Raw genomic sequence first — 21,243 nt, forward strand, 5'->3', positions numbered from 1 at the left:
CCCCGACGGACGGCCCACGGCCGCAGGCCTTCCTCGAGGACCGCACCTCCGGCCCCGCCGGGCGCCTCACGAACCCCCGGCGGCACAGGCGTTCGGAGAACAGGCCCCGGGGCCCGGGGCTCAGGTCTTGTCGAGGTACTCGGCGCGCTCCTCCGGGAGCAGCTCCTCCAGGGCGCGGACCAGGGGCGGGTGGGCGGTCAGCTCCGGGTCCTCCTCCAGGTAGGCGGCGGCGCGCTCGCGGGCCTCCTCGATGACCTTCTCGTCCTTGAGCAGGGTGAGCAGGCGCAGGCTGGAGCGGCCCGACTGGGCGTCGCCCAGCACGTCGCCCTCGCGGCGCATCCGCAGGTCCTCCTGGGAGAGCACGAAGCCGTCGGTGGTCGAGGCGACCACGTCGAGCCGCTCCCGGGCGGGCGAGCCCTCCTCGGACTCGGTGACCAGCAGGCACAGACCCGGCAGCTTGCCGCGGCCGACCCGGCCGCGCAGCTGGTGCAGCTGGGAGACCCCGAACCGGTCGGCGTCCATGATGACCATCACAGTGGCGTTGGGCACGTCCACGCCCACCTCGATGACGGTGGTGGACACCACCACGTCGGTGGTGCCGGCGGAGAAGCGGCCCATCACCGCGTCCTTGTCGTCGGGGGCCATCCGCCCGTGCAGCACCTCCACGCGCAGGCCGGCCAGGGGGCCCTCGGTCAGCCGGGCGGCGATCTCCAGCACCGACAGCGGGGCGCGTTCGCCCTCCTCCCCCGCGGCCTGGGCGTCCTCGGCGGAGTCGCCGTCGCCGATGCGCGGGCAGACCACGAAGGCCTGTCGGCCCTGGGCCGCCTCCTCGCGGATCCGCTCCCAGGCCCGGCTGAGGTAGTGGGGCTTGTCCTTGGCCGGGACCACGTGGGTGGACACCGGCGCCCGCCCGGCGGGCAGCTGGGTGAGGGCGACCACGTCGAGGTCGCCGTAGACGGTCATGGCGACGGTGCGCGGGATGGGCGTGGCGGTCATCACCAGCACGTGCGGGCGGCCGTCGGCGGCCTTGGCCCGCAGGGCGTCGCGCTGCTCCACACCGAACCGGTGCTGCTCGTCGACCACGACCAGGCCCAGGTCGGCGAAGGACACGTGCTCCTGGAGCAGGGCGTGCGTGCCCACCACGATCCCGGCGGCGCCGGAGGCGGCGTCCAGCAGGGCCTCGCGCCGGGCGGCGGCCCCCATGGACCCGGTGAGCAGGGCGGTCCGGGTGGCCCGCTCGGCCCCGTCGATCTGCCCAGCCCGGCCCAGCGCGCCGAGCATGGCGCCGATGGAGCGGTGGTGCTGCTGGGCCAGCACCTCGGTGGGGGCGAGCATGACGGCCTGGCCGCCGGAGTCCACCACGCGGAGCATGGCCCGCAGCGCCACCAGGGTCTTGCCCGCGCCCACGTCGCCCTGGAGCAGGCAGTGCATGGGGTGGGCGGAGTCGAGCCGCGCGGCGAGCAGGTCGCCGACCTCCCGCTGGCCGTCGGTGAGGGTGAACGGCAGCTGCGCGTCGAAGGCGTCGAGGATGCCGCCGTCGGCGCCGGGCCGGGGCACCGCGGGCAGGCTCTCGGCGTCGCGGCGCCGGCGGGCCAGCGCCAGTTGCAGGACGAACGCCTCGTCCCACTTCAGGCGGCGGCGGGCGGAGCCGATGTCCTGGTCGCTCTGCGGCCGGTGGATCCTCCGCAGTGCGTCGGCGATCCCCGGGCGGTCGCCGAGGACGGCGGGCGGCAGCGGGTCGGGCAGGTCGTCCACGACGCCCAGGGCGACCTCGACGGCGCGGCCGATGGTGGCCGAGTCCATGCCCTTGACCGCCGGGTAGACCGGGATGAGCTCGTCGGCGTAGGCGCGGGCCCGGTCCACCTCGGAGCCGTCCTCGTCGAGGAGCTCGTACTGCGGGTGGTCGAGCTGGCGGCGCCCCTTGAAGGTGCCGACCCGGCCGGAGAACATGGCCAGCCGCCCGGGGGTGAGCCGGGTCTGGTGGTAGGCGCCCTGGTTGAAGAACGTGAGGTGCAGCCGGCCGGTGCCGTCGGTCACGACGACCTCCAGCAGGTCCATCCGCCGCCGGCCCTGCCGGGGCGGGACCGTGCGCCTCTTGGCGTCCAGGACGCGGGCCTGCACGGTGGCCTGCTCGCCCTCGCGCAGCAGGGCCAGGTCGGTGAGGTCGCCGCGCCGGTCGTAGCGGCGCGGGTAGTAGCGCAGGAGGTCGCCGAGGGTGTGGAGGTCGAGCTTCTCCTCCAGGGCCTTGGCCGTCTTGCCGCGCAGCGGGCCCCGGCCCAGCGGTTCGTCCCAGGTGGTCATGGTCTTCCTCTTCAGGATCGCCGGTCACGGCCAACGCTAGTGCCCCGCTGCGACGCTCGGCGGCGCCTCCCGGGAGCGGGGCGGCGGCGGGTCGGCATTCTCCCGGGACGGGGCCGAAGGCACGGATGTCCGCCGACGTCTCCGGCGGCGCTATACTCGTGTGAGTTCATCGTGTTTCCGCCGTGCCCGCGTGGCGGCGGTCGATGGTCCTTCCGGCGGCACCACGTCCCGCCGGCGCACGCTGGGGGCTTTTCACCTCCCCTCGTGTACTCTTCCACGGTTGGCGTTCGCGCCGACCTGTCCGCCCGGCCCCTTCCGGCCGGTTGAACCTTCGCGTGCGGCGACGTGCGCGATCCCGAACACTTGAATGGAGTTACCGTGGCTTCCGTCTGCGACGTCTGCGGCAAGGGACCAGGGTTCGGTAACAGTGTTTCCCACTCGCACCGTCGCACCCGCCGCCGCTGGAACCCCAACATCCAGACCGTCCGCACCCGCGTCGGCGGCACGCCCAAGCGCGTGAACGCCTGCACCTCGTGCATCAAGGCCGGCAAGGTGACCCGCTAGGGAGCACCGCCCCCGACAGGTCTTCGAGGCCCTCCGACTCCGGTCGGGGGGCCTTCGCCGTTCCCGGGACCGGACGGAGGGGGCGGCGCCGGAACACGGTGGGACCGCTCACAGGCTGCAGATGTGCCCGTTGAGGGAGCAGCGGGTCGGGCTCTGCGCGGCGCCCAGGGCCTGGAAGGTGAGCGAGGCGCTCTCCCCGGGCTCGAGCCCGTCGGCGCTGCCGGGCTGGCGGGCCAGGATGCCGTCGTCGATGGCCTCCCAGTCGGCGCCGTCGACGTGGGTGACCTCGGCGTCCTCGAACGCCAGGGCCAGTTCCCAGGCGTCGAGCCTGCTGCGGGAGGTGTTGGTGACCGTGACCTGCGCGCTGAAGCCCGCCTCGCCCGACTCCACGACGCGGTAGGAGACGGTGGTGGGCTCGGTGCCCGCCTGGGTCTGCGGCGCGGGCGTCCCGGCGTCGGGCTCGGGGGTGACGCCGCCGCTGGGGCCCACCCCGTCCTGGGTGCCCGGGTTCTGTGCGGTGCCCCCGGGAGTGCCGCCGAACTGGAGGTAGATCTGGGTGGTGCTGTAGCCGAAGAGGAGCAGGCCCAGGATCACGCCGGAGACGACGAGCACGTTGAGCAGGCGCGGGGGCTCCACGCGCTTGGGGACGGTGCTCTCGATGAAGCCGCCCAGCCTGCGCAGCGCCCCGGTGTCAGCGGGCTCGTTGCGGTGCGCACCGCGACGGGTGCCCTGCCGCTGGCCGTGCCGCCCCATGGACCGCCTCTCCCCGGGATCGGAAACCGATCTCGCCCTGCCCGGTGGCCGCCGCTCGGTGCGAGCGGGACCGGGCGATTCCCGGCCGCAAGCCTAGCGCGCGAGCCAAAACAGACAAATCCAAACGCGCTCATTCGCCGGGGAAATGATCCCATCCGGTGCGTTCGGGGACCCGCCCGCCGACGGTGACGCGGCGCTCCCCCTCCTCGGCCGGGAGGACGGTCCCGATGCGGTGCCAGTGGTCGGGCAGGTCCGCTCCGGCGGGGAAGGTCGCGGCCAGGGCGTGGTCCTCGCCCCCGGAGACCATGAACGCCAGGGCCCGGCCGGGCCCCCCGCCCAGGACGCGCACGGCCTCGACCAGCGCGGGCTCGGGGCGCAGCAGGTCCGGGTCCAGGTCGATGCGCACCCGTGAGGCCCGGCACACGTGGCCCAGGTCCTGGGCGAGGCCGTCGCTGACGTCGAGCATGGCGGTGGCGCCCAGCCGGGCCGCCTCGGGTCCCGCGGAGTAGGGCGGGGAGGGCCTGCGGTACTCGTCCAGGCAGGCGGCGGGCCCGTCGGTCCCGGCGGTGAGCAGGGCCAGCCCGGCGCCGGACAGGCCCAGGTGCCCGCAGTAGGCGACGACGTCGCCGGGGCGGGCGCCGTCGCGGCGGACCGGGGCCCGGCCCTGGAGGTCGCCCAGCGCGGTGATCGCGACGGTGATGGTGTCGGAGCCGACGGTGTCGCCGCCCACCACCGCGCCGCCCGCGGCCGCGCACTCGTCGCGCACGCCCAGCGTGAACTCCTCCGCCCACTCCAGGGGCAGGTCGGCGGGGGCGGCGAAGCCGATGAGCAGGCCGGTGGGGCGGGCGCCCATGGCGACGACGTCGGCGAAGTTCTGGGCCACCGCCCGGTGGCCGACGTCGCGGGCCGTGGACCAGTCGCGCCGGAAGTGGCGGCCCTCCACCAGTAGGTCGGTGGTGGCCACGGTCCGGCCGTCGGGGGCGGCGACGACGGCCGCATCGTCACCCGGACCGAGGATTACATCGTCCGTCCCGGGGAATTGGCCCGTCACGCGTCTGATCAGAGCGAACTCGCCCAGACCCCCAATGGTGTTCTGCACAGGGAACAGGGTACGGTGACGCTCCGGCGCGGTGGTCCAGACCCACGTTCGTCACACGTTCGTCATCGGCCTCACCGTCGGGTGCTCCCGTACCCGGCATGCACGAAGGAGTACACATGGTGCGGGCATACATCCTGATCCAGACCGAGGTCGGCCGCGCCGCCGAGGTCGCCGAGCGCATCCGGGGCATCGAGGGGGTCACGGAGGCCCACGACGTGACCGGCCCCTACGATGTGATCGTCCAGGCCGAGGCCGACGACGTGGACGCCCTGGGAACGCTGGTGGTGGCCCGCATCCAGCGTCTCGAGGGGATCGCCCGGACACTCACCTGTCCCATCGTCAACATCTGACCCGACCCTTCGGAGAATGTGGTGCGCGTACTCCTGCGGCTGACCCCCGTGCTCCTCCTGCTGGGCGCGGTCGCGGGGTGCGGGGCGCAGACGGTGCGCATGGAGCCGCCGCTGCCCGACGCCGCGGCCGAGGAGCTGTGCACGGCGCTGGTCGCCGACCTGCCGGACACCCTCATGGACGCCGAGCGCGTCGACGTCCGGCCCGCGTCCGATCTCACCGCCGCCTGGGGCGACCCGGCGATCGGCCTGCGCTGCGGGGTGGAGCGGCCCGTGGCACTGGCCCCGGACTCCCTGCTCGAGGAGGTCAACGGGGTCCCGTGGCTGTCCGAGCCGGCCGACGCCCCTACGGTCTTCACCGCGGTCGGCCACGAGGCCTACGTCGAGCTGCTGATCCCGACCTCCTACGGCCCCCCGGCCGCGGCGCTCACGACCGTGAGCGACCTGGTCTCCGAGCACCTGCCGCCGCTGCCCGACGGGGAGCTCTAGGCAGGGTCCTCCCGAACCTCCGCCACACCGGGGACCGCCCGCCGAACGGCCCGCAGAACCCGGAAGGGGCGGTGCGACCGTGGTCGCACCGCCCCTTCCCTCCGTCTTCCGACAGGGGGTGTCCGCTACTCGGACCCCTCCTCGGCGGGAGCCTCGCTCTCGTCCCCGGCGGGGGCCTCGCTCTCCTCCTCGGCGGGGGCGTCGCTCTCGCCCTCGGCCGGCGCGTCGCCCTCGGCGCCCTCGGCGGGGCCGTCCATCCCCTCGGGGAGCTGCTCCTCGCCGCCACCGCCGGCGAGCATGGCCTCGACCTCCTCGGCGTTCTCGGCCACGCCCTGGGAGCACAGCGCGCCCGGCTCCGGCACGTCGCTGCTCTGCTCGAAGGCGCGGACGAAGCGCTGGAGGCTCTCGTCGGTCGGGCTGTCCACGGCGACCTGGCGGCCCCAGGCGGAGGCCACGATCGGGCCGTCCATCTCACCCTCGTACGGGGTGACCAGCAGGTAGGAGCCCGGCGTGTAGAAGCCGTTCAGCTGCTCGACCTGGTCCGCGGGCAGCTCGGGGTCGTAGGCGATCCACACCGCGCCGTGCTCCAGGGAGTGCACCGCGAACTCGGGGGTCACCGGCGAGGGGTAGACGCCGCAGTTCTGCCAGGCGCTCCAGTGGTCGCCGCCGACCGGCGGGCTCTGCTCGTAGTCGACCTTCTCACCGGTGTCGACGTGGAGGTAGGAGCCGATCTCGTGTTCCGCCATACCGGGGATCTGCCGGCTGCGATGATCCATGTAGAAGAGGAAACCGATGAGACCCACGACCACCACGGCCGCCAGCGCGCCGCCGGCGATGCCGAGGATCTTGCGCTGTCTCTCCTTGCGCAGGCGTTCCGCCTTGAGGGCGGCGGCGCGCTGGCGACGCTCCTCCGCCGTCTTCTTCTTGGCCACTGGGTCTCCTGAGGTGGGTGGTGGGGCCTGGGACTTACCTATCCTCTACTTTGGCATCAGAGTCGGGCGATTTGACCAGGATGGTTCCCATGGGAGACGAAAGCGGTACCGAGCGCGACCCGATCGGTGACCTCGGCCACACCGCGGACGGACCCGGGGACGACGGCGGGGAGGCCGTTCCGGGGGAGTTCCCGGAGGAGTCCGAGCCCCGCAGGACGTCGTTCGCCTCCGTGCCGACCTGGGCCGCAGTGATCCTGGTCGCAGTCGCCCTGCTCGGCGGCTACCTGCTGGGACGCCCCTCGTACCCGCTGGACACCGGTGCCGACGCGGGCTTCCTGCGGGACATGAGCGTCCACCACAACCAGGCCGTGGACATGTCGATGATCATCCTCGACAAGACGGAGGACCCCGAGCTGCACACCGTCGCCACCGACATGGCCCGCACCCAGCAGGCCCAGGTGGGGCGCATGCAGGGGTGGCTGCTGGCCTGGGACCTGCCGATGCGCGCCCCGGACCGGCCGATGGCCTGGATGGCGGGGCACGACCACGGCGGCGGGGACGGCGGGGTGCCCGAGGCCATGCCGGGGCTGGCCACCGCCGAGCAGCTCGACGGGCTCCGGGCGGCCGAGGGCGTGGAGGCCGAGATCGTCTTCCTGGAGCTGATGATCGCCCACCACCTGGGCGGCATCGAGATGGCCGAGGCCGAGGTGGACCTGGGCCGGGAGGAGATGGTCGTGGACTTCGCCCAGGGCATGATCGACGCCCAGGGGGCCGAGGTGGACCTCATGGAGCGGATGCTGGCCGACCGCACCGACACCTGACCGACTCCGTCGACGCCGAGGCGGCGCATCCCCGCGGGGGTGCGCCGCCTCCGTCGTTCCCGGGATGGCCCCGCATGTGTCCGAGTCCACAGACACGGCTCCCCGGCCTCCGGGGATTCCGCGTCCTCCCAGGTCAGAATGGTCACGCGACCGCGTTCCGACCGTTCTCCCCCGGCCGGGACCCCCTCTCCCTCCCCCTCGGAAGCCTCTCGGGGACCCTTCGCGGACCCCCGGAGGCGACTACGACACGTTGTAGAACTACGATGTGTAGTACTACCGGTGGTCGGTACCTGAGAGGCGGGTATGGAAGCCCTTGAACTCGCGCGGTGGCAGTTCGGTGTCACCACGATCTACCACTTCCTGTTCGTTCCGTTGACGATCGGCCTGTCGTTCATCGTGGCCGTCCTCCAGACGGTCTGGTACCGCACCGGCAGGCACGAGTACCTCCAGGCGACCCAGTTCTTCGGGAAGCTCTTCCTGATCAACTTCGCCATGGGCGTGGTCACCGGCATCGTCCAGGAGTTCCAGTTCGGCATGAACTGGAGTGAGTACTCCCGGTTCGTCGGCGACGTCTTCGGCGCCCCGCTGGCGATGGAGGCGCTGCTCGCCTTCTTCCTGGAGTCCACCTTCATCGGCCTGTGGATCTTCGGCTGGCACCGGCTGCCCCGCGCCGCCCACCTGGCCTGCATCTGGATGGTGGCGATCGGCACCAACCTGTCGGCCTACTTCATCCTGGCCGCCAACGCCTGGATGCGCCGCCCCGTCGGGTTCGAGGTCAACCCCGAGAACGGGCGCGCCGAGCTCAACGACATCTGGGCCGTGCTCAGCAACGACCAGGCCTGGTCCACCTACCTGCACACCGTCTCGGCCGCGTTCATCACCGCCGGGCTGTTCGTGGTCTGCGTCAGCGCCTACAAGCTGTGGCGCAACCAGAGGCACAACGACACCGGGATCCGCGGCACGACCCCGCCCAAGGGCGACTTCGCCCTCTTCCGCGGCACGCTCAAGGTCGGGCTGGTGTTCACGCTCATCGCCGGTGTGATCGTGGTGTTCTCCGGGGACCACCAGGCCAAGCTCGCCGCCCAGTACGAGCCCATGAAGCTCGCCGCGGCCGAGGCCCTGTGGGAGACCGAGGAGGGGGCGCCGTTCTCCGCGTTCGCCGTCGGCGACACCGAGGCGCGGTACAACCCCATCGACATCACCATCCCCAACATCCTCAGCTTCCTCGCGACCGGCGAGTTCGACGGCGAGGTCCACGGGATCAACAACCTCCAGGAGGCCTACGAGGCCGAGTACGGCGAGGGGGACTACGTCCCCAACGTGTTCGTCACGTACTGGTCGTTCCGCCTCATGATGGGCCTGGGCATGGCCGGGGTCGCCGTCGCCGCGCTCGGGCTGTGGCTCACCCGCGGCGGCCGGACGCCGTCCGTGCACGGCAGGCTGACCCGCTGGTTCTACCCGCTGGCCGTGCTCGCCCTGCCCGCCGCCCTGTCCGCCAACATCTTCGGCTGGGTGCTCACCGAGATGGGCCGCCAGCCCTGGACCGTCCACGGCTACCTGCTCACCGCCGCCAGCGTCTCGCCCGGCGTGAGCCTGGGCACCGTCGCCCTGAGCCTGACCGGGTTCACCCTCGTCTACGGCGTCCTCGCCGTCGTCGAGGTCGGCCTGCTGGTCAAGTACATCAAGGCGGGCCCGTCCCACCTCGTCCCCGACCTCGAGAGGGACGGCGACGAGTCGAAGATCCCTCACTTCAGCTACTAGGACATGACCATGGATCTGGCCGTCATCTGGTTCATCGCCATCTCGGTCCTGTGGATCGGGTACTTCGTCCTGGAGGGGTTCGACTTCGGCGTCGGCACCCTGATGCCGTTCATGGGCAGAAGGGACTCCGTCGACCGCAGGGTCGCCATCAACTCCATCGGACCGGTGTGGGACGCCAACGAGGTCTGGCTGATCACGGCGGGCGGGGCCACGTTCGCCGCGTTCCCCGCCTGGTACGCCTCCCTGTTCAGCGGGTTCTACCTGCCGCTGTTCGTCATCCTCATCGCGCTCATCCTGCGCGGTGTGGCGTTCGAGTACCGCGGCAAGCGGGACGACCCCGTCTGGCGGCTGTGGTGGGACCGGGCCATCTTCTTCGGCAGCGCCGCGCCGGCCCTGCTGTGGGGGATCGTCTTCGCCAACGTCGTCCGGGGTGTGGCCATGGACGCCGACCACATCGTCACCGCGTCCCTGGTGGACCTGTTCAACCCGTACGCGCTGCTGGGCGGGCTCACCACCCTGTCGCTCTTCACCCTGCACGGGGCGGTGTTCCTGAGCCTGAAGACCGACGGGCCGGTCCGGGTCCGCGCCCGCGCCGCCGCGCTGCGCACCGCCTGCGTCGCCGTGCCCGCCGCGGCCGCGTTCCTGCTGTGGACCCAGCTCGCCCACGGGCAGGCGTGGACCTGGCCGCTCGTGGCGCTGGCCGCCCTCGCCCTGGTCGGCGGGGTCGCGGCGGCCCGGGCGCGGCGCGAGGGCCTGGCGTTCGGGCTCATGGTGGCCACCATCCTGGCCGCCGTGGTCACCCTGTTCGGGTCGCTGTTCCCGGACGTGCTGCCCTCCACCACCGACCCGGCGTTCAGCCTCACCGTCGAGAACGCCTCCTCGGCGGACTACACGCTCACCATCATGACCTGGGTGGCCGTCGTCTTCCTGCCGCTGGTGCTCCTCTACCAGGGCTGGAGCTACTGGGTGTTCCGCAAGCGGGTCACCGGTGCCACCGTCACCGGCGAGTCCGTGGCCCAGCGCTCCGGCGCCTGATCCGAAGGGCGCGGCCCCCTCCCCCATCGCCCGGGGCGGGGGCCGTGCCCGTATCCGGTGTCCATCGGCGAGACTGGGCACGAACGCCCACCGTCCACCGCCACCCTCAAAGGGGTCCCATTGAAACCGCTCGATCCGCGCCTGGTGCGGACCGCGTCGGCGGTCCGCACCCACCTGGCCGTCTCCGTGCTCAGCGGGGTGGCGATCACCGGGCTGATCCTGGCCCAGGCCTGGCTGCTCGCCCACGTCATCTCGGAGGTGTTCGCCGGGTCGGGGTTCGCCCCCCTGGGGTGGGCGGTCGCCGCCGTCGCCGGCATCGCCCTGGTCCGCGCCCTGCTGTCCTACGCGGCCGAGGCGTCGGCGCTGCACAGCGCCGCCCGCACCAAGTCGATCCTGCGGCGCCGGCTGATCGACCGCGTCACCGGCGACGGGACGGTGTGGACCGCCCAGCGCGGCGAGGACGGGGAGGCGCCCAAGGCCGGGGAGCTGGTCACCCTGGCCACGCGGGGCCTGGACGCGCTCGACGACTACTTCGCCCGCTACCTGCCCCAGCTGGTGCTGGCGGCGATCGTGCCGGTCGCGGTGCTGGCCGTGGTGTTCTGGGCCGACTGGATCTCCGGGGTCGTCATCCTGGTGACGGTGCCGCTCATCCCCGTCTTCATGGCGCTCATCGGCATGCACACGCAGAACCGCACCGAGCGGCAGTGGCGGCTGCTGAGCAGGCTCGGCGGGCACTTCCTGGACGTGGTGGAGGGGCTGCCGACCCTGGCGGTGTTCCGCCGGGCCAAGGCGCAGGCGGCGCTCATCCGGCGGGTCGGCGAGGAGCACCGCAGGGCGACCATGGGGACGCTGCGGATCGCGTTCCTGTCCGCGTTCGCCCTGGAACTGCTGGCCACCCTGGCGGTGGCGCTGGTCGCCGTGGAGGTGGGGCTGCGGCTGCTGGGCGGGTACATGGACTACCAGACCGCCCTGCTGGTGCTGATCCTGGCGCCGGAGGCCTACCTGCCTCTGCGCGAGGTGGGCGCCCGGTTCCACGCGAGCATGGAGGGCGTGGCCGCCGCCGACCAGGTGTTCACCGAGCTGGAGCGGCGCCGGACCGCAGACGGCGGCGCGCCCGCGCCCACCGGGGAGCGGTCCCCGGCGACCGGCGGCGACCTGCGGCTGAGCGGGGTGTCGCTGACCTACCCGGGGCGGGACCTGCCCGCCCTGTCCGGGGTGGACCTGACGGTGCGCTCGGGCGAGCGGGTGCTGCTCACCGGGCCCAGCGGGTCGGGCAAGACCACCCTGCTGTCGCTGCTGCTGCGGATGAACACCCCCTCGGAGGGGCGGGTCGAGGTGCGCGCGCCCGGCGGCGCGTGGGAGCCGCTGGAGTCCGTCCCCGCCGACGACTGGCGGCTGGGGGTGGCCTGGGTGCCCCAGCACCCCTACCTGTTCGACGTTTCGGTGGCCGACAACATCCGGCTGGGCGCCCCCGACACCCCCCTGGAGCGGGTGCGCGAGGCCGCCCGGCTGGCCGAGGCCGACGGGTTCGTGTCCGCGCTGCCCGACGGGTACGACACCCGGCTCGGCGAGCGCGGCGCCCGGCTCTCGGCGGGCCAGCGCCAGCGGATCGCGCTGGCCCGGGCGTTCTGCCGGGACGCCCCGCTGGTGCTGCTGGACGAGCCCACCGCCCACCTGGACCCGGAGAACGCCGCCGCGGTCCGCACCGCCGTGGACCGCCTCCTGCGGGGGCGCACCGCGGTCATCGTCGCCCACGACACCGGCTGGGCCGAGGCCGTCCTCGGCGCCCGGGTCGTGGAACTCCCGCTGCCGGGCCGTGAAGGGGCGCTGAACCGATGAGCACGACCGATACCGCCGACGCCGCGCCCGTGCCCGAGGCGGAGCGCCGCCGCGACCCGCTGCGGCGGATGGTCGCGCTGGCCCGGCCCCGGGCCGGGAGGTTCGCGCTGGGCGTCCTGCTGGGCGCGGTGGCCACCGGCTCCGGTGTGGCGCTGCTGGGGGTGGCCGCGTGGATGCTGGCCACCGCGGCCTCGCACCCGGGGATCACCGCGCTGGGGGTCTCGGTGGTGGCCACCCGGGCGCTGGGCGTCGGCAAGGGGGTGAGCCGGTACCTGGAGCGGCTGGTCACCCACGACGCCGCGTTCCGCACGCTGGCCGAGGTGCGGGTGCGCGTGTACCGCAGGCTCGCCGCCACCGAGCCCTTCGGCCGGTTCCGGTCCGGCGACCTGGTGTCGCGCCTGGTCAACGACACCGAGGCGACCCTGGACCTGCTGGTGCGCGGCCTGACCCCGCCGCTGGTGTCCCTGGTGACCGGCGGGGTCACCGTCCTGGTGGTCACCGCCGTGTACGCGCCGGGCGGAGCGCTGCTGGCCGCGGGCCTGCTGCTGGCGGGGCTGGCGGTGCCCTGGGCGGCCGCCGCGCTGGGCCGGGCCCCGGGGCGGCGCCAGGCGGTGGCGCGCGGGCGGCTGTCGACCTCCCTGGTGGACACCCTGCACGGGGCGCCCGACCTCATCGCCTACGGGGCGATGGACCGCCAGGTGGCCCGCGTGTACGAGGCCGACGAGGAGCTGACCCGGATGGCGCGGCGCGACGCCGCGGTGCTGGGGCTGGGGGCGGGCGCGACGACGCTCATCACCGGGCTGAGCGTCTGGGGCACCCTGTTCCTGGGGGTGCTGGCCGTCGAGGGCGGGGAGCTGGACGCGGTGTCGCTGGCGGTGCTGGTGCTGGTGACCCTGGCTGCGTTCGAGATCGTCGCCCCGCTGCCCGCGGTCGCCGCCCGGCTGGGCGCGATCCGGGAGAGCGGGGCGCGGCTGTTCGGGGTGCTGGACACCCCGGCGGCGGTCGCCCCGGCGGTCCGCACGGGACTGGACCCGGACGGGGACTCCGCGGTCCGGGTCCGCGGGCTGCGGGTGCGCTACACCCCGGACGGGCCGTGGGCCCTGGACGGCGTGGACCTGGACGTCGCGGCGGGCGAGACGGTCGCGGTGGTGGGGCCCAGCGGCGCGGGCAAGAGCACGCTGGCCTCCGTCCTGCTGCGGTTCCGCGACCCCGACGCGGGGCGCGTGGAGCTCGGCGGCGCCGACATCACCGGGTACCCGGCCGACGAGGTGCGCGCCGTGGTCTCCGGGGTGCCGCAGGACCCGCACGTGTTCGCCTCGACCCTGCGCGAGAACCTGAGGCTGGCCCGGCCGGAGGCGTCCGACGACGACCTGTGGGCGGCGCTGCGCCGGGCCCGCCTGGCCGACGACGTCGCGGCGATGCCCGACGGCCTGGACACCCGCGTCGGCACCCACGGCCTGGGATTGAGCGGCGGCATGGTACAGCGCCTGGCGCTGGCCCGCGCCCTGCTGGCCGCGCCCCGCGTGCTGGTGCTGGACGAGCCCACCGCCCACCTGGACCCGGACACCCGCGACGCGGTGGTCGAGGACCTGCTGGCGGCGGCCGAGGGCTACTCGACGCTGCTCATCACCCACGACCTCACCGGGCTGGAGCGGGTCGACCGCATCGTCGTGGTCCGCGACGGCCGCGTCGTGCAGTCCGGCACCCACACCGAGCTGCTGGCCCGCGACGGCTGGTACCGCGACGTGCACCCCGGCCTCTGAGCCGGGCGGCCCCCGCCGCGGAGGCGGGGGCGTCCCGGGGGGACGGGCCGACTGGCAGGCGCGGGCGGGATTGCCCTAATGTTCCAGCGTGGCCATTCCCAATCCCGTTCGTGAAGTCTTCGGCGGAGTCGGCGCGCTGGCGCGCGGCTTCGGCCTGCTGCTGCGCAGACCGCGCCTGTTCCTCCTGGGCGCGCTCCCCGCCCTGATCACGTCGCTGCTCTTCCTCGCGCTGTTCGTGCTCCTGGTGATGAACCTGACCGACCTGGCCGCGTGGGCGACGCCCTTCGCCGACGGCTGGGACGAGGTCTGGCGCAACCTGCTCCGCGGCGCCGTCGCCGTCGGCGCCCTGGCCGGGACGGTCCTGCTGATGGTGGTCTCGTTCACCACCATCACGCTGGCCCTGGGCGCGCCGATCTACGACAAGATCACCGACCTGGTCGAGCAGGAGCTGGGCAACGCCCCCGCCGAGTCCGACGAGTCGGTCTGGTCGTCGCTGGGCCGGGCGGTGCGCCAGTCCCTGGTGATCATCCTCGCCTCGCTGCTGGTGACGGTCCTGGTGTTCGCCATCGGGTTCGTCCCGCTGGCCGGCCCGGTCGTCGGCTCGGTGCTGGCCGCCCTGCTGGGCGGCTGGCTGCTGGGCATCGAACTGGTGGCGGGCTCGTTCGACCGCCGCGGGTTCCTCACCATCAAGGAGCGCCGCAAGTGGATGGGCACCCGGCGGCTGCGGGTGCTGGGGTTCACGGTCCCCACCTACCTGCTGCTGGCGATCCCGTTCCTGGCGGTCGTGGTGTTCCCGGCCGCGACGGCGGGCGGCACCATCCTGGCCCGGCAGCTGCTGGGCGTGCCCGACGCGCCCAAGGGCGTCGCTCCCCCGCCCGGGCGGCCGCCCGTCCCCCCGCCCCCGTACAGCCGGCCGCCGGTCGCCCCGCCGCCCGGGCACCCGCAGGGACCGCCCCCGCACCCCGGGGCCTGAGAACGCGAAGAGGACACGAAAAGGGGGGCGGCCCGAGCGGGCCGCCCCCCTTTCCCGTACGTACCGGTTCGCGTCAGCGCAGGCCGGGCGAGCGCCGCAGCGCCGTCGTGATCATCCGGTCGACCAGCGCCGCGTAGTCCAGCCCGGTGGCCGCCCACATCTGCGGGAACGCCGACGCCGGGGTGAACCCGGGCATCGTGTTCAGCTCGTTGACGAGGACCTCGCCGTCCTCGGTGTAGAAGAAGTCCACCCGGGCCAGCCCCTCGCAGCCCATCGCCTCGAACACCTCGGCGGCCAGCCCGCGCAGCCGCGCCGTGACGTCCTCGGGGATCTCCGCCGGGATGGTCAGCCCGCTGCTGGACAGGTACTTGGCCTCGAAGTCGTAGAAGTCGAAGCCCTCCGCCACGTGCACCTCGGCCGGGAAGGACACGTCGGGGACGCCCCCGTCCTCGGCCTCCAGCACGCCGCACTCGATCTCGCGCCCGACGACCTGGGCCTCGACCAGCACCTTGGGGTCGTGCTCGCGCGCCGCCTCGACGGCCGCGACCACCGCGTCGGCGTCGGAGGAGTCCCGCACCTTGCTGATGCCCACGCTGCTGCCCGCCCGGGCGGGCTTGACGAACACCGTCTCCCCCAGCTCGGCGATGTCGTCCAGGACCTTCTTGCGCTCGGTGCGCCAGCGCCGGTCGGTGATGGCCACGTAGTCGCTGGTGGGGATCCCGTTGCCGGTGAGGATGGCCTTCATGAACACCTTGTCCATGGCGGCGGCGCTGGAGAACACCCCGGCGCCCGCGTAGCGCACGCCCATCATCTCGAACAGCCCCTGGATGGTGCCGTCCTCGCCGAAGGGGCCGTGCAGCAGCGGCAGCACCACGTCCACCTCGGCCAGCCGGGAGGGCCCGTCCGCGGGGTCCACCACCATCAGCTGCCCGGCGGCGTCGAACGGCAGGGCCAGGTCCTTGCCGCCCTCCTCCGCCACGGTCGGCAGGGCCTTGGTGCCCTCCTCGATGCGCAGGAGCTCCGGGTCGCCGGAGGTCAGCACCCAGTTGCCGGTCTTGGTGATGCCGACCGGCACGACCTCGTAGCGGTCGTGGTCGATCACCGACAGGACGCTGCCCGCGGTGACGCAGGAGATCTCGTGTTCGGAACTGCGACCGCCGAAGACGACGGCGACCCGGATCCTTCGCTGCTCGGACGACATGGTGCTGACCCTTTGTACTCGTTGCCGGAAGGGGCCGGGGTTCTCCCGGCCCGCTGTGTGTCAGTTGCCCCCGAGGGCCGCCAGGGCGTCCCCGATGAGGTCCTGAGGGTCCTCCAGGCCGATGGAGAACCGCACCGCACCAGGTGAGATGCCGGCGGCCGCCAGTTCGACGTCGTTCATGTTCCGGTGCGACGTGGAGGCGACGTGACCGGCGAGGGTGTGGGTGCCGCCCAGGGACGCGGCGATGGTGGCGACCTTCAGGCGGTCGGCGAAGGCCATCCCCGCCTCCCAGCCGCCGCGCGGGTGGACGGTGACGACGGCCCCGTACCGCCCGGGGTCGAACAGCTTGGCCGCCAGCCCCGCCTGCGGGTGCGAGTCCAGGGACGGGTGGTCGACCCGCTCCACCAGCGGGTGCTCGGCGAGCGCGGCGGCGAACGCCGCGGCGGTCTCGCACTGGCGCTGCACCCGCAGCGGCAGCGTCTCCAGGCCCCGGTGCAGCAGGTACGCCTCGTCGGGGGCCAGGCAGGGCCCCAGGTCGATCCGGGCCGACCGGATCCGGTCGATGAAGGAGGGCGCGGCGACGGCCACGCCGCCGGTGGTGTCGCTGTGTCCGCCGATGTACTTGGTGGCCGAGTGCACCACGATGTCGGCCCCGTACTCCAGGGGCCGGCACACCGCCGGGGAGGCGAACGTGGAGTCCACCACCAGGGCGGCCCCGGCCTCCCGGGCGATCTGGGCGAGCCCGGGCAGGTCGGAGACGGTCATGGTGGGGTTGGACAGGGTCTCGGTGAACAGCACCGCCGTGCCCGGCCGCACGGCCTCGCGCACCGCGTCCAGGTCGGTGATGTCCACGAAGTCGGTCCGCACCCCGAACCGGCGCAGCAGCCGGTCCAGCAGCGAGTAGGTGTTGCCGTAGATGGACCGCGCCGCGACCACGTGCGAGCCGGCCTCGGTGAGCGCCATGAACACGGTGCTCAGCGCGCCCATCCCGGAGGCGAACGCCTGGCCGCGCACCCGGTCGGGCAGGCCCGCGCCCTCCAGGGCCGCGACCGCCTCGGCGAAGGCGTCGACGGTGGGGCTGTCGATGCGGGCGTAGGAGTAGCCCTGCTGCGCCCCGGACAGCACGTCCGCGTAGTCCTGGGAGGTGTCGAAGGCGTAGGTGGTCGCCCGGTGGACCGGCATCCGCATGGGACGCTCGGCGGGGACGGCCGCGGGCGGCGGGGAGACCGCCCGGGTGTGCTCGCCCCCGGCCGCGGGTGTGTACGACATCGCTGCTCGCTCTCAGACCCCGTAGCGCTCGGGTTTGGCACTGCGCGCCATGAAGGCGACGAGCGCCTCCGCGGGGCTCAGGTCGTGGTGCATCATCTTGACGACGGCCTCGGTGATCGGCAGGTCGACCCCGCGGGCCCAGCCCAGTTCCAGGACCGACTCCGAGGACTTGACCCCCTCCGCGGTCTGCCGGGTCTCGGCGATGACCTGCTCCAGGGTCTTGCCCTTGCCCAGTTTCTCACCGAAGGTCCGGTTCCGCGACAGCGGCGACGAGCATGTCGCGACGAGGTCGCCCATTCCGGCCAGTCCGGACAGGGTGTGCTCGTCGGCGCCCAGGGCCACCGCCAGGCGTGTCGTCTCGGCCAGGCCGCGGGTGATGAGCGACGCCTTGGTGTTGTCGCCGAAGCCCATGCCCTCGGCCACGCCCACGGCCAGCGCGATCACGTTCTTCATGGCGCCGCCGATCTCCACGCCCACCAGGTCGGTGCTGGTGTAGGGGCGGAAGTACGGGGCCTTGAACAGCGCCTGGAGGCGGACGGCCGTCTCCTCGTGCGGGCAGGCGACCACGGCGGTGGCGGGCTGGCGCTCGGCGATCTCCCGGGCCAGGTTGGGGCCCGAGACCACGGCGATGCGCTCGGCGGGCAGCTCCAGCACCTCCGCGATGATCTGCGAGGCGGTCAGGTGGGTGCCCAGCTCCACGCCCTTCATGAGGCTGACGACCACGGCGTCCTCGCGCAGGTACCCGCGCCACTGCGCCAGGTTGTCCCGCAGCGACTGGGTCGGCACCGCCATCACGACGACCCCGGCCTCCGCCAGCGCCTTGGCGGCGTCGGTGGTGGCGGTCAGCCGCGGGTTGAGCGTGAGCCCCGGCAGGTAGTCGGGATTCTGGGAGGTCCGGTTGACGGCGTCGACCACCTCGGCCCGCCGCCCCCACAGGACGACCTCCGCGGCGGGGGCGGACGGGTCCTGGGACAGGGTGTGGGCGGCGGCGTCCGCGATGACGTTCGCGAACACGGTGCCCCACGACCCGGAGCCCAGGACGGCGATCCGCGCGCTGTCGTTGCCCGTCGCCGTCACTCCGCCGCACCCTTCGTCGTGTCGTCGCCGCCGGCGTCCCCGGCCCTCTTCTTCTCGGCCTCCTCCAGACGCGCGCGCTTGAGGTCGTAGCGCACCGCCGGCGGCTGCTCGCCGCGGATCTTCGCCTGGAGGGCGGTGATGTCGTCCATGATCGCGTCGGTGGCCTCCTTGAGGACCGTCGCGGTCAGCGGCCGCCCCCGGAAGCGGTCCAGGTCGACCGGGGGGCCGGCCAGGAACTCCAGGCGCTTGCGCGGGAACAGCCTCGGCTTCTTGGAGCCGTAGGGCAGGATGTTCTGCTCGCCCCAGTGGGCCACCGGGACGACGGGGACGCCGGTGGTCAGGGCCAGCCGGGCGACACCCGTCTTGGCACTCATCGGCCACAGGTCCGGGTCCCGGGTGCAGGTGCCCTCGGGGTAGAAGATCACCGACGAGCCGTCCCGGGTGAGCGCCAGCTCGGCCTCCTTGAGGGCCTTGACGGCGTCGGTGGTCCCGCGCTTGACCGGGATCTGCCCCGTGCTCTTGGCGACCGACCGCACCACGGGGATCTTCATGACCCCGTCCTTCATCGTGAAGGTGGGCCAGCGGCGGGCCCCGATGTAGAGGAAGTGCGCCACCGTCAGCGGGTCCGTCAGCGACAGGTGGTTGGTCGCGATGATCACGCCGCCCTGGGCCGGAACGTTCTCGGTGCCCTTCCAGTCCGGCTTGGTGAAGAACCACAGGACGAAGCGGACGATGCGGGAGACGACCGCCTTCACCCACCGCGATTCTCGTTGCTTGGCCTTGGCCACGGGACTCCTCATTCCATCGCTCCCGGGTCCCTAACGGACCTCGAAGCACAATCGGTTCAGTCTAGGACGCTCCCGGCCCCACTCCCGCTCCGCAAGGGCAGGTCACGGTGCCGGAACGTCTCCGGGCCCGGCCGCCGCCCGGCCCCGCCCCCGTGAAGCCCTACCCTCGTCACTGTCGTGGCCGTACGAGCGTCCCGGGGGAGAGCGTGGCCGGCGTCGGAGAGCGGGAGGGGGTCGCGGGCCCCGGGGTGCGCTGGTCCCTGGTCATCCCAGTCAAGCACCTCGGGCTCGCCAAGTCGCGCCTGGCCCCGGCCCTGGGCCCCCGGCGCGAGGAGCTGGCCCTGGCGTTCGCCTGCGACACGGTGGCCGCCGCGCTCGCCTGTGCGGCGGTGGCGGAGGTGTTCGCGGTCACCGAGGACCCGAGGGCGGGGGCGGAGCTGGCGGCGCTGGGGGCGGCGGTGGTGACCGGGGAGCCGGGCACCGGCCTCAACCCGGCGCTGGAGCACGGGGCGCGCGCGGCGCGGCTGCGGGCGCCGGGGGCGGGCGTGTGCGCGCTGTCGGCGGACCTGCCCGCGCTGCGCCCGGCGGAGCTGGGCCGTGTGCTGGCGGCCGCGGCCGGGCACGGCCGCTCGTTCCTGGCCGACGCCCCCGGGGTGGGGACGACCCTGTTCGCGGCGTCGCCGGGGCACCGGTTCTCCCCCGCCTTCGAGGGCGCCTCGCGCGAGCGGCACCTGGCCGCCGGCGCGGTGGAGCTGCCGCTCCCAGACGTGGAATCGGTGCGCCGGGACGTGGACACCCCCGCCGACCTGGCGGCGGCGCTGGGGCTGGGTGTGGGCCCGCGCACGCGGTCGCTGGCCGCCGCGCTGCTCCAGCCCGGCCCCGGGGCCCCCTGACGGGCGCCCGCCCGCCCCGGACCCCGGACACGACTCCGCCCGGGTCCGTGCGGACCCGGGCGGAGCGCGGTCACGGTCGGATCGACCGTGCCTACTTCTTGTCCCCGTTGACGAGTGCCTTGAAGTCGGCGCCGGCCCGGAACTTCGGAACGAAGCTCGCGGGAACGTCGATGGTGGCGCCGGTGGCGGGGTTGCGAGCGGTGCGCGCGGCCCGCTCGGCCTTCTCGAAAACACCGAAGCCGGTGATGGCGACCTTGTCGCCCGACGCCACGGTGGCCTGAATGGTCTCAAGCACAGCGTTGACCGCTTCGGTCGCGGTCTTCTTGTCTCCGAGTCGGTCGGAGATCGCGTCGATCAGGTCACGCTTGTTCATAAGGTTCCTCCGGTTCCCCCTTGCTCGCACGAAATTAGGGGACACAGAGGCCCTTGCACAAATACAAACGCCTGCGGTTAGGGCGTGTCGGGGCCGGTCCGACCTGCGCGGTCACTCTCCGGGACGGCTTCGCCGTGCACTCGGAGGCATCCCGACGGGTCCCTTTTGCCCCTCTCTGTGATCCTCAAATGCCTATGTATAACCGGATTCCGGGCGAGCGGTGGACCCTGTTCACGGATACGGGGAGCACCACAGTTCGGTCACGCCAAGTAAAGGTAAAATATTTGGGGGCCGGCGGGTGCGCTGCGTCACACAGCCCCGCCGACCCCCGTCCCGTAAGGGGTTCGGACCGCTACAGGGTCACCGGCAGCCACGGCTTGCGCCGCTCCTCGAACTCCGCGATCGCGTCCGTGTGACGCAGAGTCAGCCCGATGTCGTCCAGGCCCTCCAGGAGCCGCCAGCGGGTGTAGTCGTCCAGCTCGAACGCCTCCTGCACGCCGGCCCCGGGAGCGCGCACCTCGCGCTCCACCAGGTCCACGGTGATCTCGGTGGCCGGGTCGGCCTCGACGGCCTTCCAGAGCCGCTCGATGACCTCCTGCGGCAGCAGCACGGTCAGCAGGCCGCCCTTGAGGGAGTTGCCGCGGAAGATGTCGGCGAACCGGGAGGACAGCACGGTCTTGAAGCCGTAGTCCTGCAGCGCCCACACGGCGTGCTCGCGGGACGAGCCGGTGCCGAAGTCGGGCCCGGCCACCAGCACGGACGCGCCCTGGTACTCGGGGCGGTTGAGGACGAAGTCGGGGTCCTCTCGCCACTCGGCGAACAGGCCGTCCTCGAACCCGGTGCGGCTGACCCGCTTGAGGTAGACGGCGGGGATGATCTGGTCGGTGTCGACGTTGCTCGCGCGCAGCGGCACGGCCCGACCGGTGTGGACGTTGAACTTCTCCATGGCAGGTCTCCTCCTGTCG

Annotated in this window: 20 protein-coding genes; 10 read left to right on the forward strand and 10 right to left on the reverse strand. The window is 73.3% G+C overall.

Features of this window, described 5'->3' with window-relative positions; translation table 11 throughout:
• Positions 1-120 precede the first annotated feature (120 nt).
• Positions 121-2,301, reverse strand: a complete 2,181-nt coding sequence (gene recG, locus KGD84_RS26730) for an ATP-dependent DNA helicase RecG (protein ID WP_220563111.1) — start codon at positions 2,299-2,301, stop codon at positions 121-123.
• A 378-nt stretch (positions 2,302-2,679) separates the two neighbouring features.
• Between recG and rpmB the strand changes: the two genes are divergently transcribed.
• Positions 2,680-2,865 (forward strand): 50S ribosomal protein L28, encoded by a 186-nt coding sequence (gene rpmB / locus KGD84_RS26735; RefSeq protein WP_013151263.1) that lies wholly within the window; start codon positions 2,680-2,682, stop codon positions 2,863-2,865.
• A 108-nt stretch (positions 2,866-2,973) separates the two neighbouring features.
• Here the strand turns inward: rpmB and KGD84_RS26740 are convergent, their stop codons facing one another.
• Together KGD84_RS26740 and KGD84_RS26745 are read right to left on the reverse strand one after the other, a co-directional pair.
• A complete protein-coding gene (locus KGD84_RS26740) occupies positions 2,974-3,618 on the reverse strand; it encodes a cellulose binding domain-containing protein (protein WP_220563112.1) in 645 nt (214 codons plus the stop codon).
• A 130-nt stretch (positions 3,619-3,748) separates the two neighbouring features.
• The gene (locus KGD84_RS26745; RefSeq protein WP_220563113.1) at positions 3,749-4,717 is read right to left on the reverse strand and encodes a thiamine-phosphate kinase; all 969 of its coding nucleotides are present in this window, start codon (positions 4,715-4,717) and stop codon (positions 3,749-3,751) included.
• Positions 4,718-4,833: 116 nt separating this feature from the next.
• Between KGD84_RS26745 and KGD84_RS26750 the strand changes: the two genes are divergently transcribed.
• Both KGD84_RS26750 and KGD84_RS26755 read left to right on the forward strand, forming a co-directional pair.
• The gene (locus KGD84_RS26750; protein WP_220563114.1) at positions 4,834-5,067 is read left to right on the forward strand and encodes an Lrp/AsnC family transcriptional regulator; all 234 of its coding nucleotides are present in this window, start codon (positions 4,834-4,836) and stop codon (positions 5,065-5,067) included.
• Between the two features lie 21 nt (positions 5,068-5,088).
• Positions 5,089-5,553, forward strand: a complete 465-nt coding sequence (locus KGD84_RS26755) for a DUF3515 domain-containing protein (RefSeq protein WP_260697159.1) — start codon at positions 5,089-5,091, stop codon at positions 5,551-5,553.
• A 125-nt stretch (positions 5,554-5,678) separates the two neighbouring features.
• On the opposite strand, the gene KGD84_RS26760 is transcribed toward KGD84_RS26755, so the two are convergent.
• A complete protein-coding gene (locus KGD84_RS26760; RefSeq protein WP_220563115.1) occupies positions 5,679-6,485 on the reverse strand; it encodes a DUF3105 domain-containing protein in 807 nt (268 codons plus the stop codon).
• 89 nt (positions 6,486-6,574) lie between these two features.
• Here KGD84_RS26760 and KGD84_RS26765 point away from each other — a divergent pair, with 89 nt between their 5' ends.
• From KGD84_RS26765 to KGD84_RS26790, 6 genes are all read left to right on the forward strand, one after another.
• Positions 6,575-7,306: a DUF305 domain-containing protein gene (locus tag KGD84_RS26765; protein ID WP_220563116.1), complete on the forward strand. Its 732-nt coding sequence runs from the start codon at positions 6,575-6,577 to the stop codon at positions 7,304-7,306.
• Positions 7,307-7,609: 303 nt separating this feature from the next.
• On the forward strand, positions 7,610-9,067 hold the full coding sequence (locus KGD84_RS26770) for a cytochrome ubiquinol oxidase subunit I (RefSeq protein ID WP_220563117.1): 1,458 nt from the start codon (positions 7,610-7,612) through the stop codon (positions 9,065-9,067).
• Positions 9,068-9,076: 9 nt separating this feature from the next.
• Entirely contained in the window at positions 9,077-10,102 is a 1,026-nt protein-coding gene (cydB, locus tag KGD84_RS26775) for a cytochrome d ubiquinol oxidase subunit II (RefSeq protein WP_220565333.1), read from the forward strand.
• Positions 10,103-10,222: 120 nt separating this feature from the next.
• The gene (gene cydD / locus KGD84_RS26780) at positions 10,223-11,941 is read left to right on the forward strand and encodes a thiol reductant ABC exporter subunit CydD (RefSeq protein ID WP_220563118.1); all 1,719 of its coding nucleotides are present in this window, start codon (positions 10,223-10,225) and stop codon (positions 11,939-11,941) included.
• Complete coding sequence (gene cydC, locus KGD84_RS26785) at positions 11,938-13,704, forward strand: thiol reductant ABC exporter subunit CydC (RefSeq protein WP_220563119.1); 1,767 nt, start codon at positions 11,938-11,940, stop codon at positions 13,702-13,704. Before cydD ends, cydC begins: the two co-directional genes overlap by 4 nt.
• 94 nt (positions 13,705-13,798) lie before the next feature.
• Positions 13,799-14,677 carry an EI24 domain-containing protein gene (locus KGD84_RS26790; protein ID WP_220565334.1) on the forward strand — a complete coding sequence of 293 codons (879 nt, stop codon included), beginning with the start codon at positions 13,799-13,801 and terminating at the stop codon, positions 14,675-14,677.
• A 73-nt stretch (positions 14,678-14,750) separates the two neighbouring features.
• On the opposite strand, the gene KGD84_RS26795 is transcribed toward KGD84_RS26790, so the two are convergent.
• From KGD84_RS26795 to KGD84_RS26810, 4 genes are read right to left on the reverse strand one after another with little or no spacing between them, the layout of a single operon-like run.
• Complete coding sequence (locus KGD84_RS26795; RefSeq protein WP_220563120.1) at positions 14,751-15,878, reverse strand: D-alanine--D-alanine ligase family protein; 1,128 nt, start codon at positions 15,876-15,878, stop codon at positions 14,751-14,753.
• 60 nt (positions 15,879-15,938) lie between these two features.
• Positions 15,939-17,147, reverse strand: coding sequence for a trans-sulfuration enzyme family protein (locus KGD84_RS26800; protein ID WP_220563121.1), 1,209 nt, complete (start codon positions 17,145-17,147; stop codon positions 15,939-15,941).
• 12 nt (positions 17,148-17,159) lie between these two features.
• Positions 17,160-18,224, reverse strand: a complete 1,065-nt coding sequence (locus KGD84_RS26805; RefSeq protein ID WP_220563122.1) for an NAD(P)H-dependent glycerol-3-phosphate dehydrogenase — start codon at positions 18,222-18,224, stop codon at positions 17,160-17,162.
• Positions 18,221-18,979, reverse strand: coding sequence for a lysophospholipid acyltransferase family protein (locus KGD84_RS26810; RefSeq protein ID WP_260697242.1), 759 nt, complete (start codon positions 18,977-18,979; stop codon positions 18,221-18,223). Before KGD84_RS26810 ends, KGD84_RS26805 begins: the two co-directional genes overlap by 4 nt.
• Positions 18,980-19,218: 239 nt before the next feature.
• On the opposite strand from KGD84_RS26810, the gene cofC reads away from it, so the two are divergent.
• Positions 19,219-19,905, forward strand: a complete 687-nt coding sequence (cofC, locus tag KGD84_RS26815) for a 2-phospho-L-lactate guanylyltransferase (RefSeq protein ID WP_255646831.1) — start codon at positions 19,219-19,221, stop codon at positions 19,903-19,905.
• A 91-nt stretch (positions 19,906-19,996) separates the two neighbouring features.
• Here cofC and KGD84_RS26820 read toward each other — a convergent pair whose 3' ends face one another.
• Positions 19,997-20,278, reverse strand: a complete 282-nt coding sequence (locus KGD84_RS26820; RefSeq protein ID WP_073379845.1) for an HU family DNA-binding protein — start codon at positions 20,276-20,278, stop codon at positions 19,997-19,999.
• 352 nt (positions 20,279-20,630) lie between these two features.
• Positions 20,631-21,224, reverse strand: coding sequence for a 3-isopropylmalate dehydratase small subunit (leuD, locus tag KGD84_RS26825; RefSeq protein ID WP_220563124.1), 594 nt, complete (start codon positions 21,222-21,224; stop codon positions 20,631-20,633).
• Positions 21,225-21,243: the final 19 nt, after the last annotated feature.

The organism is Nocardiopsis changdeensis, assembly GCF_018316655.1.
Classification (GTDB): domain Bacteria; phylum Actinomycetota; class Actinomycetes; order Streptosporangiales; family Streptosporangiaceae; genus Nocardiopsis; species Nocardiopsis changdeensis.